Raw genomic sequence first — 14,451 nt, 5'->3', positions numbered from 1 at the left:
GTGCGGGAGCCCGGAGACGAGATAGTCTGGGCGACCACGGCCGGCGAGTGCAGCGTCGGCCGGGGTCGCCGTGCCCTCTGCACTCGAAGCCAAGGAGTCACCACGTGTCCAGCCCGCCGCGCGGAGATCTCGCCGCGCAGCTAGCACCCGTCGTGCGGGAAGCGGTCGAGGCCATCGGCTTCGACCTCGAGACGCTCGACGTGAACCAGGCTGGGCGTCGCCGGCTGGTGAAGGTCGTCGTGGACGGCGACGACGGGGTCGGCCTGGACGAGGTGGCGCAGGCCAGCCGCGCCGTGTCCGCCGCCCTCGACGCGCACGAGCACCTCATCGCGGGTCCGTACACGCTCGAGGTCACGTCGCCGGGCGCCGACCGCCCCCTCACCAAGCCGCGCCACTGGAAGCGTGCCAAGCTGCGCCTGGTCAAGGTCAAGCAGCCCGACCAGGTGGAGTGGTTCGGCCGCGTCGGCGAGGCCGACGACACGGGCGTCGTGCTGCTGGTCAAGGGCGAGCTGCGCCGCGTCGAGTACCGGACGATCGAGCGCGCCGTCGTCGAAGTGGAGTTCAAGCAGCCGCCCGTCGAGGAGCTGGCGCTCCTGGAGGGCCGCGCGCCGAAGGAGGAGTCGGAGTGAACGTCGACATCGCCGCACTGCGGGCGATCGAACGGGACAAGGACATCCCCTTCGACACCGTCCTGGAAGCCATCGAGACCGCCCTGCTGACCGCTTACAAGCACACCGAGGGCCACCACTCGCACTCGCGCGTGGAGATCGACCGCAAGACCGGTGTCGTGCGCGTGCTCGCCCAGGAGATCGGCCAGGACGGCCAGGTCCTGGAGGAGTGGGACGACACGCCCGAGGGCTTCGGCCGCATCGCCGCCACCACCGCCCGCCAGGTCATCCTCCAGCGCCTGCGCGACGCCGAGCACGAGCGCACCTTCGGCGAGTTCTCCGCCAAGGAGGGCGAGATCATCGGCGGTGTCGTGCAGCGCGACGCCCGGGCCAACGCCCGCGGCATGGTCGTGGTGCAGATCGGCGACACAGAGGGCGTCCTGCCGCCCGCCGAACAGGTGCCCGGCGAGGCCTACGAGCACGGCTCGCGGATCAAGTGCTACGTCGTGGGCGTCTCCCGCGGCGCGCGCGGCCCGCAGATCACCCTGTCCCGGACCCACCCGAACCTGGTGCGCAAGCTGTTCGCGCTGGAGGTCCCGGAGATCGCGGACGGCACCGTGGAGATCCCCGCGGTGGCACGTGAGGCAGGTCACCGTTCCAAGATCGCGGTCCGTTCCACGGTCCCCGGCGTCAACGCCAAGGGGGCGTGCATCGGCCCGATGGGCGCCCGTGTGCGCAACGTCATGAGCGAGCTGGCGGGCGAGAAGATCGACATCATCGACTTCTCCGAGGACCCGGCCACGTTCGTCGGGAATGCCCTGTCACCTGCGAAGGTTGTGTCCGTGCGGGTGGTCGACGAGCGGGCCAAGACGGCGCGCGTCGTCGTGCCGGACTTCCAGCTCTCCCTCGCCATCGGCAAGGAGGGCCAGAACGCCCGCTTGGCCGCCCGGCTCACCGGGTGGAAGATCGACATCCGCAGCGATGTGGCGGGCGCCCCCACGGGTGCGACCACATCCGGTTCGGCTGATTGAGCGTCAGGAGATAGACTTCTCAGTGGTTCAACGTCGGGGATCGGTTTTCACGCACAACGGCCCGGTTCGTACGTGCATAGGATGCCGCGCCCGGACGTTGCCCTCCGAGTTGCTGCGCGTCGTGGTCGTGGACGGGGCCGTGGTCCCGGACACGCGTCGACGGCTGCCCGGTCGGGGCGCATGGCTGCACCCCGATCCGAGCTGCCTCCGCGACGCCGAGAAGCGGCGGGCGTTCCCGCGGGCCTTCAAGGTCCCGGGGCCGCTCGACGTGGAACGCGTGCGCGGGCACCTCGCACAGCAGGAGCACCAGGTCACGGGATCGCCCCGGGGCCGCCAGGAAGCAAGGAAGCAGGTCGACCCGTCATGAGTCAGCCGTGAAGCTGAAGACATGAACGCGCGACGTTAAGACGAGGTCGACGGGACTGCCGCCGGCCTCATCACCAGAGGAGTGCAGTGGCAGGCAAGGCCCGCGTGCACGAGCTCGCCAAAGAGCTCGGTGTCACGAGCAAGGAACTACTGAACAAGCTCGCCGAATCGGGCGAGTACGTGAAGTCCGCGTCCAGCACCGTCGAGGCCCCGGTGGCCCGGCGGCTGCGTGACGCCTACGCCGCGAAGTCCGAGGCGAAGCCCAAGCCGTCCGGCGCGCGCCCCGCGCCGCCGAAGCCCCAGGCGCCCGCGGCCCCGTCCGAGTCCAAGACCGACGCCAAGCCCGCGGCCCCGATCGGCAAGCCGGGCCCGCGCCCGGTGCCCGGCCCGAAGCCGCAGGCCCCGAAGCCCGCCGCGCCCAAGCCCCCGGCCCCGGCGGCTCCGGCCGCGCAGGCCCCGGCCGCCGCGACGACCCCGGCTCCGGCCCCGCAGGCGCCCGCGGCCCCGGCCGCGTCCACCCAGGCCCCGTTCCAGGCGCCGACCCCGCAGGGCCCGAAGCCCGGCGCGCCGCGTCCCGGCCCGCGCCAGCAGCCGGCCGCCGCGCAGGGCGGCCCGTCCGTCGTGCCGCCGAAGCCGCAGGCCCCCAAGCCCGCGGGTCCGCGCGCGCCGCGTCCGGGCAACAACCCCTTCGGCGTGGGCGGTGGCGCCCCGGCGCCGCGTCCGGCCCCGCCGCGTCCCTCCGCGCCCGGTCCCGACCGGGGCGAGCGCGGTGGCGCGCCCAAGCCGGGCGACCCGCGTCCGGCCGGCCCGCGTCCCGGTGACCCGCGTCCGGGCGGTCCCCGTCCCGGCGGCGGCGCCGGTTCCGGCGGTCCGCGCCCGAACCCGGGCAACATGCCGCCGCGGCCGAACCCGGGCATGATGCCCGGCCGTCCGGCCGGTCCGCGGCCCGGTCCCGGCGGCGGTGGCCGTCCGGGCGGTGGCCCCGGTGGCGGCGGTCGTGGCCCCGGTGGCGGCGGCGGTCGTCCCGGTGGTGGCGGCGGTGGCGGCGGCTTCCGCGGCGGTCCCGGTGGGGGCGGCGGCGGTGGCGGTGGCTTCCGGCCCGGCGGTGGCGGTGGCGGCGGCGGTGGCTTCCGCGGTGGCCCCGGTGGCGGCGGTGGCGGTGCCCCGGCCGGCGGTGGCGGCTTCCGCGGTGGCGGCGGTCGTCCCGGTGGCGGTGGCCCCGGCGGTCGCGGTGGCGCGGCCGGCGCCTTCGGTCGCCCGGGTGGTCCGGCGCGTCGCGGACGCAAGTCCAAGCGGCAGAAGCGCCAGGAGTACATGGACAACATGCAGGCGCCTTCGGTCGGTGGCGTCCGCCTGCCCAAGGGCAGCGGCGAGACCATCCGCCTGCCGCGCGGCGCCTCGCTGACCGACTTCGCCGACAAGATCAACGCCAACCCGGCTTCGCTGGTGCAGGTGCTGTTCCACCTCGGCGAGATGGTCACCGCGACGCAGTCGGTGTCCGACGAGATCCTGGAGCTGCTCGGCTCCGAGATGAACTACGTCGTGCAGGTCGTGTCCCCCGAGGAGGAGGACCGCGAGCTGCTGGAGACGTTCGACATCACCTACGGCGAGGACGCCGGCGACGAGGGCGACCTGCAGGTCCGCCCGCCGGTGGTCACCGTCATGGGTCACGTCGACCACGGCAAGACGCGCCTGTTGGACACCATCCGCAAGGCGAAGGTCGCGGAAGGCGAAGCGGGCGGCATCACCCAGCACATCGGCGCCTACCAGGTGCAGACCGAGCTGGAGGGCGAGCCGCGCCTGATCACCTTCATCGACACCCCGGGCCACGAGGCGTTCACCGCCATGCGTGCCCGTGGCGCCAACTCGACCGACATCGCGGTCATCGTGGTGGCGGCCGACGACGGCGTCATGCCGCAGACGGTGGAGGCGATCAACCACGCCCAGGCGGCCGACGCGCCGATCGTGGTCGCGGTGAACAAGATCGACAAGGAGGGGGCCAACCCCGCCAAGATCCGCCAGCAGCTCACCGAGTACGGGCTGGTCGCCGAGGAGTACGGCGGCGACACCATGTTCGTGGACATCTCGGCCAAGCAGGGCATCAACATCGACGGCCTGCTGGAGGCGATCCTGCTGACCGCCGACGCCTCGCTGGACCTCCGGGCCAACCCGGACATGTCCGCGCAGGGTGTCGCGATCGAGGCGCACCTGGACCGCGGTCGCGGCCCGGTGGCCACGGTCCTGGTCCAGCGCGGTTCGCTGCGGGTCGGCGACTCGATCGTCGCCGGCGACGCCTACGGCCGCGTCCGCCGCATGGTGGACGAGCACGGCGACGACGTCACCGTGGCGACCCCGTCCCGCCCGGTCCAGGTCATCGGTCTGACCTCGGTGCCCGGCGCGGGCGACACCTTCCTCGTGGTCGAGGAGGACCGGGTGGCCCGGCAGATCGCCGAGCGCCGCCAGGCCCGCACGCGCAACGCCCAGAACGCGGCGAAGCGCAAGCGCGTCAGCCTGGAGGACCTGGACGCCGCGCTGAAGGAGACCAGCCAGCTCACGCTGATCATCAAGGGTGACAACTCGGGTACCGTCGAGGCCCTGGAAGACGCCCTGATGAAGATCGAGGTCGGCGACGACGTCGAACTGCGGGTCATCCACCGCGGTGTCGGTGGCATCACCGAAGGCGACATCAACCTCGCCGTCGCGGGTAGCGCGATCGTCCTGGGCTTCAACGTCCGGGCCGAGGGCAAGGCCACCGAGCTGGCCAACCGCGAGGGCGTCGACGTCCGCTACTACACGGTGATCTACCAGGCGATCGACGAGATCGAGCAGGCCCTCAAGGGCATGCTCAAGCCGGAGTACGAGGAGGTCCAGCTGGGCCGCGCGGAGGTCCGCGAGGTCTTCAAGTCCTCCAAGGTCGGCACGATCGCGGGTTGCATGGTGCTGTCGGGCGAGATCCGCCGCAACGCTCGGGCGAGGCTCCTGCGCGACAACAACGTCGTCCAGGAGAACCTGCCGATCAGCTCGCTGCGCCGGTTCAAGGACGACGCCACCGAGGTCCGCGAGGGCTTCGAGTGCGGTCTGACGCTGGGCAACTACTCCGACCTCAAGGTCGGCGACGTCATCGAGACCTTCGAGATGCGCGAGAAGCCGCGCGTCTGATGTTCTCCCGGCCGCCGGGGGCTCTCCGCGAGGGGAGCCCCCGGCACCACCCACGGTGATGAGGCTTTGTACGTAGGTGCCCTTGAGCTGGACGTGCTGCTCGGCGACGTCCACTCGTTGAAGCAGAAGCGGTCCGTGGTGCGGCCCGTCGTGGCCGAACTGCGGCGCAGGTTCGAGGTGTCCGCCGCCGAGGCGGGCCACCTGGACCTGCACCGCCGAGCGCTGATCGGAGTGGCGGCCGTGGCCGCCGATGCCGAACATGTCAGGGACGTCCTGGCCGCGTGCGAGCGGCTCGTCGCGGGACGCCCCGAACTCGAACTTCTCTCCGCCCGCCACCGCCTGGTCGGGCCGGAGGACGACTAGCGGCGGTTGTTCGCTCGACCGCCGGGGTGTGAAGGAGGGAGCGCCGTGGCCGACCAGGCACGTGCGCGCAAGCTGGCCAAGCGGATCTCGCAGATCGTGGCCTCCGCGCTGGAACACGAGGTGAAGGACCCGCGCCTGGCGCGCGTGACGATCACCGACACGCGGGTGACCGGCGACCTGCACGACGCGACGGTCTACTACACCGTGCTGGGCGAGAAGCTCGACGCGGAACCGGACTTCGCGGGCGCCGCGGCGGCCCTGGAGAAGGCCAAGGGCGTGCTGCGGACGATGGTCGGCCAGCAGACCGGGGTGCGGTTCACGCCGACCCTGTCGTTCGTGACCGACACCGTCCCCGACGCGGCCCGGCACATGGACGAACTGCTGGCCCGGGCCCGCGAGGCGGACGCCGAAGTGGCCCGACTGGCTTCGGGTGCCGAACCCGCGGGCGAGGCGGACCCGTACAAGGCCCCTCGCGAAGCCGAGGAAGCCGACTAGCGTTCCTGTCGTGTCCACTGACCTGAACGCCTCCCTGCGGGCCGCCGCCCGGACCTTGACCGACGCCACCGACGTGACCCTGCTGGCCCACGTGAACCCGGACGCCGACGCGCTGGGCAGCGCCCTGGCCCTGGGCCTGGTCCTGCACCGGATGGGCAAAGAGGTGCGCGTGTCGTTCGGCGCGCCCGACGACGTCCCGGAGACCTTGCGCGACCTCGACGTCGAGGGGTTGCTGGTCCCGGCCTCCGCCGTGCCGGCCGCGCCGGAGGTGCTGGTCGCCCTGGACACCGGTTCGGTGAAGCGGCTGGGGCCGTTGGCCGACCGGGTCGAGTCGGCCGGCGCGGTCGTGGTGCTGGACCACCACGTGTCCAACCCGGGGTACGGGACGGTGAACGTCGTCGACGACACCGCCGAGGCGACCGCGTTGGTGGTGCTGCGGCTGCTGGACGAGCTGGGTGTCGAGTTGGACGAGCCCGTGGCGCGGTGCGTGTACGCGGGCTTGGTGACCGATACGCGGTCGTTCCGCCACGCGTCTTCGGAGACCCACCTGGTCGCGGCGCGGTTGTTGGACGCGGGGGTGGACGCGGAGGCGGTCGCGCGGCCGTTGATGGACTCGCACCCGTTCGGGTACTTGGGGATGCTGGCGAAGGTCCTGTCCCGGGCTTGTCTGGAGCCTGCTGGTGCGGGTGGTTTGGGGTTCGTGCACGCCGTGGTGACCTTGGAGGACGCGGAGGGGTTGCGTCCGGAAGAGGTCGAGAGCGTGGTGGACCTGGTGCGGACTACGGCGGAGGCCGAGGTCGCGGCGGTGCTGAAGGAACTGCGGCCCGCTTACTGGTCGGTGTCGCTGCGGGCCGTGTCGAAGGTGGACGTGCGCGAGGTGGCGCAGCTGCTGGGTGGCGGTGGACACCGGTTGGCAGCGGGCTTCACCGCTCGCGGCGAGGCGGACGACGTCTTGGTCAAGCTCCGGGAAGCCCTCGAAACCGTCGCCGGCTCCTAGCCACGCCGTGCGCTTCGCGCTGCTGGAGGAATGCTTCGCGCTCCCAAGATCGACGCACTGCGCGCTCTCAAGATCAAAAGCCAAAAGCTTAAAAGCGGGCCTGGAGGCCCCTTCCTGTGGCTGATAGCCCATAGGCGCCGCTGGCGCGGCGAAAGCGCGGCTGGGATCTCGGATTGTCGGTGGGGCGTGAGAAGGTGGGATGACCGGAGGAGGTGCTGTGAGCGAGCGGGTGTCCGCTAAGCGGGTGGTGGGGCTGGCGGTGCCCGCGTTGGGGGTGCTGGCGGCCGAGCCGCTGTACGTGCTGGTCGACACCGCCGTCGTCGGGCACCTCGGAGCCCTCCCGCTCGCCGGGCTCGCCCTGGGTGGCGTGCTGTTCACGCAGGTCGCCACCCAGTTGACCTTCCTCTCCTACGGCACCACCGCCCGCGCTGCCCGGCTGTTCGGCGCCGGCCGCCGGGCTGATGCCGTTCAGGAAGGCGTCCAAGCGACCTGGTTGGCGCTGGTCGCCGGAGTGCTCGCGATGCTGCTCTTGCAGGTGATCGCCTGGCCCGTTGCGCGGGTGCTCGGCGGGGACGACGTTGCCGGGCAGGCGGTCGACTGGTTGCGGATCGCGGTGCTCGGAGCGCCGTTCGTGCTGGTGACCATGGCCGGCAACGGGTGGATGCGCGGGGTGGAGGACACCGTTCGGCCGCTGCGGTACGTGCTGCTCGGCAACGGGTTGTCCGCCGTCTTGTGCCCGGTCCTGGTGTACGGGGTCGGGTGGGGGCTTGAGGGCAGTGCGGTGGCCAACGTGGTCGCTCAAGTGGTGTCAGCCGGGTTGTTCTTCCGGGCGCTGAAGGTTGAAGGGGTTCCACTCAGGCCGCGGCCGAAGTCGATGGTGGCTCAACTGGGGCTTGGGCGGGATCTCGTGCTGCGCGGGCTGGCGTTCCAGGCCTGCTTCATCTCCGCAGCCTCGGTGGCCGCTCGCACATCTGTGGCGGCCGTTGGGGCGCATCAGATCGTGTTGCAGTTGTGGACGTTCCTGGCGTTGGTCTTGGACTCGTTGGCCATTGCGGCGCAGGCGATCGTGGGGCAGGCGCTCGGGGCGTCGAGGCAGGACGAGGCCAAGAAGTTCGCGTGGCAGATCACCGGGTACGGGCTGGCCTTCGGGGTCGTGCTCGGCGTGGTGTTCGCGGCGCTGGCGGGCGTGGTCCCGGGGCTGTTCACGTCCGACCCGGGGGTGTTGGCCGAGGTGCCGCACGCGTGGTGGTTCTTCGTGGCGTTGCAGCCGATCGCGGGAGTGGTGTTCGCACTGGACGGGGTCCTGCTGGGCGCGGGGGACGCGAGGTTCCTCCGGACGGCGACGCTCCTGTCCGCGGCGCTCGGCTTCCTGCCGTTGATCTGGCTCTCACTGGCCTTCGGCTGGGGGCTCACCGGGATCTGGGCGGGACTGTCCGCGTTCATGGTGCTGCGCCTGGTGACGATCTTGCTGCGGACCCGTTCGGGCAGGTGGGCGCGGGTCGGCGCGGTGTGGTGAGACCCACGTACCGGAATTGTTAACAGCAGGCAAGTGTTTCCGATGGACGGGGTGCCGCCGCGAATCCCGAGGAGCTGAAACCTTGCCGGTCGATCGTGCCACGAAGCAAGCGTGGCTGATCTGGTCCACCGCGGTCGTCGTCTACGTCGCCGCCCTCTTCCACCGCACCTCGCTCGGCGTCGCCGGGCTGGAGGCCGCCGACCGGTTCCACGTCGGACCGGCCGCCCTCGGCACGTTCACCGTGCTCCAGATCGGTCTCTACGCCCTGATGCAGATCCCCACCGGCCTGCTGGTCGACCGGTTCGGGCCACGCCGGGTGCTCACCGCCGCCGCCCTGCTCATGGGCACCGGCCAGCTCATGTTCGCGCTCGCCGAGTCCTACCCGCTCGGCTTGGCCGCGCGGGCCGTGCTCGGCGTGGGTGACGCGATGACGTGGGTCAGCGTGCTGCGCCTGGCCGCCGCGCACTTCCCGCCGCGAAGGTTCAGCGTGGTGATGACGCTGTCCGCCGCGCTGGGCGGCGCGGGCAACCTGGTGGCGACCGTTCCGCTGACCCTGTTGCTCAAGGGGGCTGGCTGGACCCTCACCTTCCTGGTCGCGGGGCTGGCGACGGCCGCCTACTCCGCCGTCGTGCTGTGGCGGGTCCGAGAAGTACCCGAAGGGGTGACGCCGCCGGTCCAGGAGGCGGTTCCGCTGCGGACCGTGGCCAAGCGGGTCGCCTCCGCCTGGCGGGTGCCGGGCACGCGGCTCGGGTTCTGGGTGCACTTCACGTCCATGTCCGCGCCCGCCCTGCTCGGGCTGCTGTGGGGCTTCCCGTACCTGGTCGAGGCGCAGGGGCTGAGCCGGCCGCAGGCGTCCGCCGTGCTCAGCGTGCTGGTGCTGGTGGCCATCGGGTCCGGGCCGGTGATGGGCGCGGTCATCGCGCGCAAGCCGGAGTGGCGGATGCCGATCGTCGTCTGGTACCTCGCGGCGGCCCTGGTGTGCTGGGCGGTGCTGCTGGGGTGGCCGGGCGGGGTGCTGCCGACACCGGTGCTGTACGCGGTGTTCGCGGTGCTGGCGTTCGGGAACCCGGCGTCCGGCGTGGCGTTCGCGCTGGTGCGCGACTACAACCCGTTGCACCGGGTGTCGACGGCGACCGGCGTGGCCAACGTCGGCGGGTTCGGCGCGATCACGTTCGCCGCGCTGGCGGTGGGCGTGGTGCTGGACGTGCTGCCCGCGATGCCGGTCGCGCAGGCCTACCGGATCGCGTTCCTGTCCGTGGTCGCGGTCCTGCTGCTCGGGGTGTGGCGGACGGCCGTGTGGTGGCGCCGGGCGCGGGCCGCGGTGTTCGCCGCCGAGGACCGGGGCGAGCAGGTCCCGGTGCAGATCCGTCGCCGGCGTTGGGACGTGCTGGCGTCGGCCTAAGATGTCCGGTCGTGTCCGCATCATCTTCCGCTGTGCAGCCAGGTCTCGTCGTCGTCGACAAACCCGAGGGCATGACGTCGCACGACGTCGTGGCGAAGGTCCGCCGCATCCTCGGCACCCGCAAGGTCGGGCACGCGGGCACGCTCGACCCGATGGCGACCGGCGTCCTGGTGCTCGGCGTGGAGCGCGCGACGAAGCTGCTGGGCCACCTGGCGTTGGACAGCAAGGCGTACCTGTCCACGATCCGCCTGGGCGCGGCCACCACCACCGACGACGCCGAGGGCGAGGTTCTGTCCACTTCGGACGCTTCGGCGGTGCCGGAGGACGCGATCCGCGCGGGTGTCGCCAAGCTGACCGGGCCGATCCAGCAGGTGCCCAGCGCGGTGTCGGCGGTGAAGATCGACGGCAAGCGGGCCTACGCGCGGGTGCGGGCCGGTGAGGCGGTGGAGATCCCGGCGCGGCCGGTGACCGTGCACCGGTTCGACGTGCTGGCGATCCGGCGCGAGGAGTCCGCGACCGAGTTGGACGTGATGGTCGAGTGCTCGTCGGGCACGTACGTGCGGGCGCTCGCGCGCGACCTCGGGGCGGACCTGGGCGTGGGCGGTCACCTGGCCGCTCTGCGGCGCACCCGGGTCGGTCCCTTCGACCTGCGGGTGGCGCGGACGCTGGAGCGGTTGGCCGAGGAGCCGGGCCTGTCGCTGTCGCTGGACGAGGCGGTGGCGAAGGCGTTCCCGCGCCGGGAGATCGCGCCGCGCGAGGCGGTCGCGCTGTCCCACGGCCAGCGCCTGCCGGCGGGCGGCATGGAGGGGACGTACGGCGTGTTCGGCCCGGACGGGCACGTGGTGGCGCTGGCGAAGGACGAGGGCCCCATCGCCAAGCCGCTGGTGGTGCTCACGCCGGCGGGCTGACCTCCCCCCGGACGGGTGAGTTCCGCGCTCGGTCGGGTTTGTTGTGCCGAAGCCGCCGTTGGCGGTACTCGGACCGGGGCGATCCGCTTACGGTGGGTCGCATGGCGAGATGGGTGTGGCCCACCGCGGCCGGCGTCGTGACCTCGGCCACCGGGGTGGTCATCAACGTGGCCACCGACCGGGCGGACAGCGTCCTGGCGTGGGCGGGCGTGGTCCTGCTGACCGCGCTCGGCGTGGGGATCGGCATCGCGGCCCAACGAGCGGACCTGCGGCACCGCGAGGTTGCGCAGAGGGCACAACGAGACGCGATCCCCGCCACCCCGCCGCTCGCCGCCGCTCCGCCTGCCGCCGCCGGGTCGGCTGCCGCTGCGCCGGCCGTCGCCGAGCCTCCCGCCGCCCCGCCGGTGCAGAGCGCTCAGCCGCACGCCGCTCAGCCGCAGTCCGCCCAGCCGCAGGAGCAGCCGGTGGTGCCCAGGAGCGTGCACAACGTGCACAAGGGCAACACGGTCGGCCCCGTCATCCAGGTGGGTTACGTGCACGGCAACGTCAACAACGGCAACAGCGTCAACCAGTCCGCCACCGCCCACGACGGCGGCACGGTCCACCAGGCCGGCCGTGACGTGCGCCTCGACCGGGACCGCTGAGTCCGCCCCTCACCACCGCGCACCCGCGGCTAGGCTTCACGCGTGCAACGGTGGCGAGGGCTGGAGAACCTTCCGGGCGGCTGGGGTCGCTGTGTCGTTACGATCGGCGTGTTCGACGGCGTGCACCGCGGGCACCAGGCGCTCATCGGCCGGGCCGTGGAGATCGCCCGCGAGAAGCGGGTGCCGTGCGTCCTCATGACGTTCGACCCGCACCCGTCCGAGGTCGTCCGCCCCGGCAGCCACCCCGCCCAGCTGTCCACCCTGCGCCGGCGCAGCGAGCTGGTCGAGCAGCTGGGCGTGGACGTGTTCTGCGTCATCCCCTTCACCCTGGAGGTGTCGCGGATGCCGGCGGACGAGTTCGTGCACGAGGTGCTGGTGGAGCAGTTGCACGTGGCGGCCGTCGTGGTGGGGGAGAACTTCACGTTCGGCAGCAAGGCCGCGGGCAACGTCGAGCTGCTGCGGCGGCTCGGGCAGCGGTTCGGTTTCGTGACCGAGGGGGCGGACCTGGTGACCGACGACGGTGTGACGTACTCGTCGACCTACATCCGGGCGTGCATCGACGCCGGTGACGTGAAGGCCGCGGCGCACGCCCTGGGCCGGCCGCACCGGCTGGAGGGCATCGTGGTGCGCGGCGACGGGCGCGGCAAGGAGCTGGGGTTCCCCACCGCGAACCTGTCGACCCCGCGGTTCGCCGCGGTCCCGGCCGACGGCGTCTACGCGTGTTGGTTCATCCACGCCGACGGCCGGCGGCTGAAGGCGGCGGTGTCGGTGGGCACCAACCCGACGTTCAGCGGTCGGGAGCGGCGGGTCGAGGCGTTCGTGCTCGACGTGGACGAGGACTTCTACGGCCAGCGGGTCGCGCTGGACTTCGTCGAGCGGCTGCGCGGCATGGAGAGGTTCGACTCGGTCGACGAGCTGCTGGTCCAGATGCACAAGGACGTGGAGGAAACCCGCGGGCTGCTGGCGTGAGGGCTTTGGGCCAGCAGGGTGGAACCGCCCGTGCGGCCGGGGTCCACCTGGCAAGATGCCTGTCACGTCCAAGCCGGTCAGGGGAGAGGCGAAGGTGGAGGACCACAAGATCGTCCAGCGCAACCTCGCGCTGCAGCGCGAGTGGTACGGGGAGCCCCTGGGGGACCGGGTGCGCCGGTTGGTGGTCGCCTTCAACGTGTCCCAGGCCCAGCTCGCCGACGTGCTGGGGATCAGCGCGCCCATGCTCAGCCAGGTGATGAGCGGTCGCCGGGCCAAGATCGGCAACCCGTCCGTGCTCGCCCGGATGATCATGCTGGAGCGCAAGGTCCTCACCCCGGACGTGGCCACCGGCGCGCCCGAGGCGCTCCAGCGCGCGCTGGACGAGGTGCGCGACTCCAAGCCCACGGTGAGCCGCGACTCGCTGCCGGTCAACGGCGCGGACGACGAGGCCGTGGTGTTCCCGTTCCTGCGCCGGGTGGCCGACCGGCGGGAGCTGTCCCAGGCCGCGGACATGCTGCGCGACGACTTCCCGGCGCTGGCCGACCTGCTGCGCCGCGCGGGCAAGGGGCGCGACGGCTGACGTGCGCCTGTTCACCGGCGTCTTCCCGCCCGACGAGGTGGTGCAGGAGCTGACCGCGGCGCTCGCGCCGGTCCGCGCCGAACACCGCGAGCTGCGGTGGGTCGCCCCGGGTCGCCTGCACGTCACGCTGCGCTTCCACGGCGACGACGCGGAACCCGGTGGGCAGCTCGACGGGCTGGCCGGGTTGCCCGCGCCCACCGTGCGCCTCGCGGGCTGCGGCACGTTCCGCGGCGTGCTGTGGATCGGGGTGGAGGGTCCGCTGGAGCCGCTGGCCGTCGCGGCCGGTGCGCCCATGGACACGTGGCGTCCACATCTGACGGTCGCCCGCGCGCGCGGACGGCGGATCCGTTGGCCGCACGTGGAGTTCACCGGTCGTGAGTGGACCGTGCGCGAGGTGGTGCTGGTCCAGAGCGGCCCGGGGACCGGGTACCGGGTGCTCGACCGGGTGCCCTTGAGCACGCCGAACGCCCGCTCCTAGCAACTACTGGTAACCTCGACAGTTGGGTCTGGCTGCGGTCCGTGGCGGCCATGACCGACTACCCCCGGCGACGGGGGCCGCACGGAACATCATCAAGGTACAAGGAGTAGCGGGAACGTGGCACTGACCACCGAGCAGAAGAAGACCATCCTCGCCGAGTACGGCGTCCACGACAAGGACACCGGCTCCGCCGAGGCCCAGGTCGCGCTGCTGAGCAAGCGCATCGCGGACCTGACCGAGCACCTCAAGCAGCACAAGCACGACCACCACTCGCGTCGTGGTCTGCTGCTGCTGGTCGGCCGTCGCCGCCGGCTGCTCAACTACCTGCAGAAGGTCGACATCCAGCGCTACCGGTCGCTGATCTCGCGGCTCGGCCTGCGCCGGTGACCACCGCCGAGGGGGAGTGACCGTCCGGTCGCTCCCCCTCGGTGCAGCAGTACAACTGAACAACGAGGAACAAAGAGGATAGGGACGCAACGCACGCGCGGCGCACGGGACGACAGTTCGCCGGTCCTCGGTAGTGGCCCCCTGGCAGAGGAAAGACCAGGGGACTTCGATCGAAGACCGGCCTCGTCCGGACCGCGACCCCGCGCCCGTACGCGCTGCGGCCCGCATGACGAGGAGTTTGACGAACACATGACGGATAACGAGGTCCACGAGACTTCCGCCGTGATCGACAACGGGCGCTTCGGCACCCGCACCATCCGGTTCGAGACCGGTCGACTCGCCCGCCAGGCGGCGGGCACCGTCGTCGCCTACCTGGACGACGAGACCATGCTGCTGTCGGCGACCACGGCGTCGAAGCACCCCAAGGAGCACTTCGACTTCTTCCCCCTCACGGTGGACGTCGAGGAGCGCATGTACGCCGCGGGCCGCATCCCCGGCTCGTTCTTCCGCCGCGAAGGCCGCCCGTCGACCGACGCGATCCTGACCTG

General features: G+C 72.1%; 15 protein-coding genes and 1 pseudogene. All 16 read left to right on the top strand.

Going from position 1 to position 14,451, the window contains the following annotated elements; genetic code table 11:
• Nucleotides 1–104: 104 nt before the first annotated feature.
• Nucleotides 105–629, top strand: a complete 525-nt coding sequence (gene rimP / locus RIN75_RS24845; protein ID WP_309114417.1) for a ribosome maturation factor RimP — start codon at nt 105–107, stop codon at nt 627–629.
• On the top strand, nt 626–1,639 hold the full coding sequence (gene nusA / locus RIN75_RS24840; RefSeq protein ID WP_121226669.1) for a transcription termination factor NusA: 1,014 nt from the start codon (nt 626–628) through the stop codon (nt 1,637–1,639). Before rimP ends, nusA begins: the two co-directional genes overlap by 4 nt.
• Before the next feature lie 22 nt (nt 1,640–1,661).
• Nucleotides 1,662–2,006, top strand: coding sequence for a YlxR family protein (locus tag RIN75_RS24835; protein WP_309114416.1), 345 nt, complete (start codon nt 1,662–1,664; stop codon nt 2,004–2,006).
• Nucleotides 2,007–2,092: 86 nt separating this feature from the next.
• Nucleotides 2,093–5,164 carry a translation initiation factor IF-2 gene (infB, locus tag RIN75_RS24830; RefSeq protein WP_309114415.1) on the top strand — a complete coding sequence of 1,024 codons (3,072 nt, stop codon included), beginning with the start codon at nt 2,093–2,095 and terminating at the stop codon, nt 5,162–5,164.
• A 66-nt stretch (nt 5,165–5,230) separates the two neighbouring features.
• Nucleotides 5,231–5,527 carry a DUF503 domain-containing protein gene (locus RIN75_RS24825; RefSeq protein WP_309114414.1) on the top strand — a complete coding sequence of 99 codons (297 nt, stop codon included), beginning with the start codon at nt 5,231–5,233 and terminating at the stop codon, nt 5,525–5,527.
• A gap of 45 nt (nt 5,528–5,572) precedes the next feature.
• The gene (gene rbfA / locus RIN75_RS24820) at nt 5,573–6,022 is read left to right on the top strand and encodes a 30S ribosome-binding factor RbfA (protein WP_309114413.1); all 450 of its coding nucleotides are present in this window, start codon (nt 5,573–5,575) and stop codon (nt 6,020–6,022) included.
• 10 nt (nt 6,023–6,032) lie between these two features.
• Entirely contained in the window at nt 6,033–7,019 is a 987-nt protein-coding gene (locus RIN75_RS24815) for a bifunctional oligoribonuclease/PAP phosphatase NrnA (RefSeq protein WP_309114412.1), read from the top strand.
• 199 nt (nt 7,020–7,218) lie between these two features.
• Nucleotides 7,219–8,535 carry an MATE family efflux transporter gene (locus RIN75_RS24810; RefSeq protein WP_309114411.1) on the top strand — a complete coding sequence of 439 codons (1,317 nt, stop codon included), beginning with the start codon at nt 7,219–7,221 and terminating at the stop codon, nt 8,533–8,535.
• Nucleotides 8,536–8,617: 82 nt separating this feature from the next.
• Nucleotides 8,618–9,937 (top strand): MFS transporter, encoded by a 1,320-nt coding sequence (locus tag RIN75_RS24805; RefSeq protein ID WP_309114410.1) that lies wholly within the window; start codon nt 8,618–8,620, stop codon nt 9,935–9,937.
• A gap of 11 nt (nt 9,938–9,948) precedes the next feature.
• Nucleotides 9,949–10,845, top strand: a complete 897-nt coding sequence (truB, locus tag RIN75_RS24800; protein ID WP_309114409.1) for a tRNA pseudouridine(55) synthase TruB — start codon at nt 9,949–9,951, stop codon at nt 10,843–10,845.
• Nucleotides 10,846–10,946: 101 nt separating this feature from the next.
• Nucleotides 10,947–11,489, top strand: a complete 543-nt coding sequence (locus tag RIN75_RS24795) for a hypothetical protein (RefSeq protein WP_309114408.1) — start codon at nt 10,947–10,949, stop codon at nt 11,487–11,489.
• 42 nt (nt 11,490–11,531) lie between these two features.
• Nucleotides 11,532–12,458, top strand: coding sequence for a bifunctional riboflavin kinase/FAD synthetase (locus tag RIN75_RS24790; RefSeq protein WP_309114407.1), 927 nt, complete (start codon nt 11,532–11,534; stop codon nt 12,456–12,458).
• A 94-nt stretch (nt 12,459–12,552) separates the two neighbouring features.
• Complete coding sequence (locus tag RIN75_RS24785; protein WP_309114509.1) at nt 12,553–13,038, top strand: helix-turn-helix transcriptional regulator; 486 nt, start codon at nt 12,553–12,555, stop codon at nt 13,036–13,038.
• Nucleotide 13,039: 1 nt separating this feature from the next.
• Nucleotides 13,040–13,516, top strand: coding sequence for a 2'-5' RNA ligase family protein (locus tag RIN75_RS24780; RefSeq protein WP_309114406.1), 477 nt, complete (start codon nt 13,040–13,042; stop codon nt 13,514–13,516).
• A 117-nt stretch (nt 13,517–13,633) separates the two neighbouring features.
• Nucleotides 13,634–13,903: a 30S ribosomal protein S15 gene (gene rpsO, locus RIN75_RS24775; protein WP_121226692.1), complete on the top strand. Its 270-nt coding sequence runs from the start codon at nt 13,634–13,636 to the stop codon at nt 13,901–13,903.
• A 249-nt stretch (nt 13,904–14,152) separates the two neighbouring features.
• A pseudogene (locus RIN75_RS24770) lies at nt 14,153–14,451 on the top strand (polyribonucleotide nucleotidyltransferase); the annotation flags it as partial.

This window comes from Saccharothrix sp., from assembly GCF_031180885.1.
Taxonomy (GTDB): Bacteria; Actinomycetota; Actinomycetes; order Mycobacteriales; family Pseudonocardiaceae; genus Actinosynnema.
The sequence above is the reverse complement of the archived record's forward strand: the minus strand, read 5'-3'. Positions and strand labels throughout refer to the sequence as shown.

Coding starts and splice junctions, on each gene's coding strand:
- RIN75_RS24810 (WP_309114411.1), top strand. CDS start 7,219: ATGACCGGAGGAGGTGCTGTGAGCGAGCGGGTGTCCGCTAAGCGGGTG.
- RIN75_RS24795 (WP_309114408.1), top strand. CDS start 10,947: ATGGCGAGATGGGTGTGGCCCACCGCGGCCGGCGTCGTGACCTCGGCC.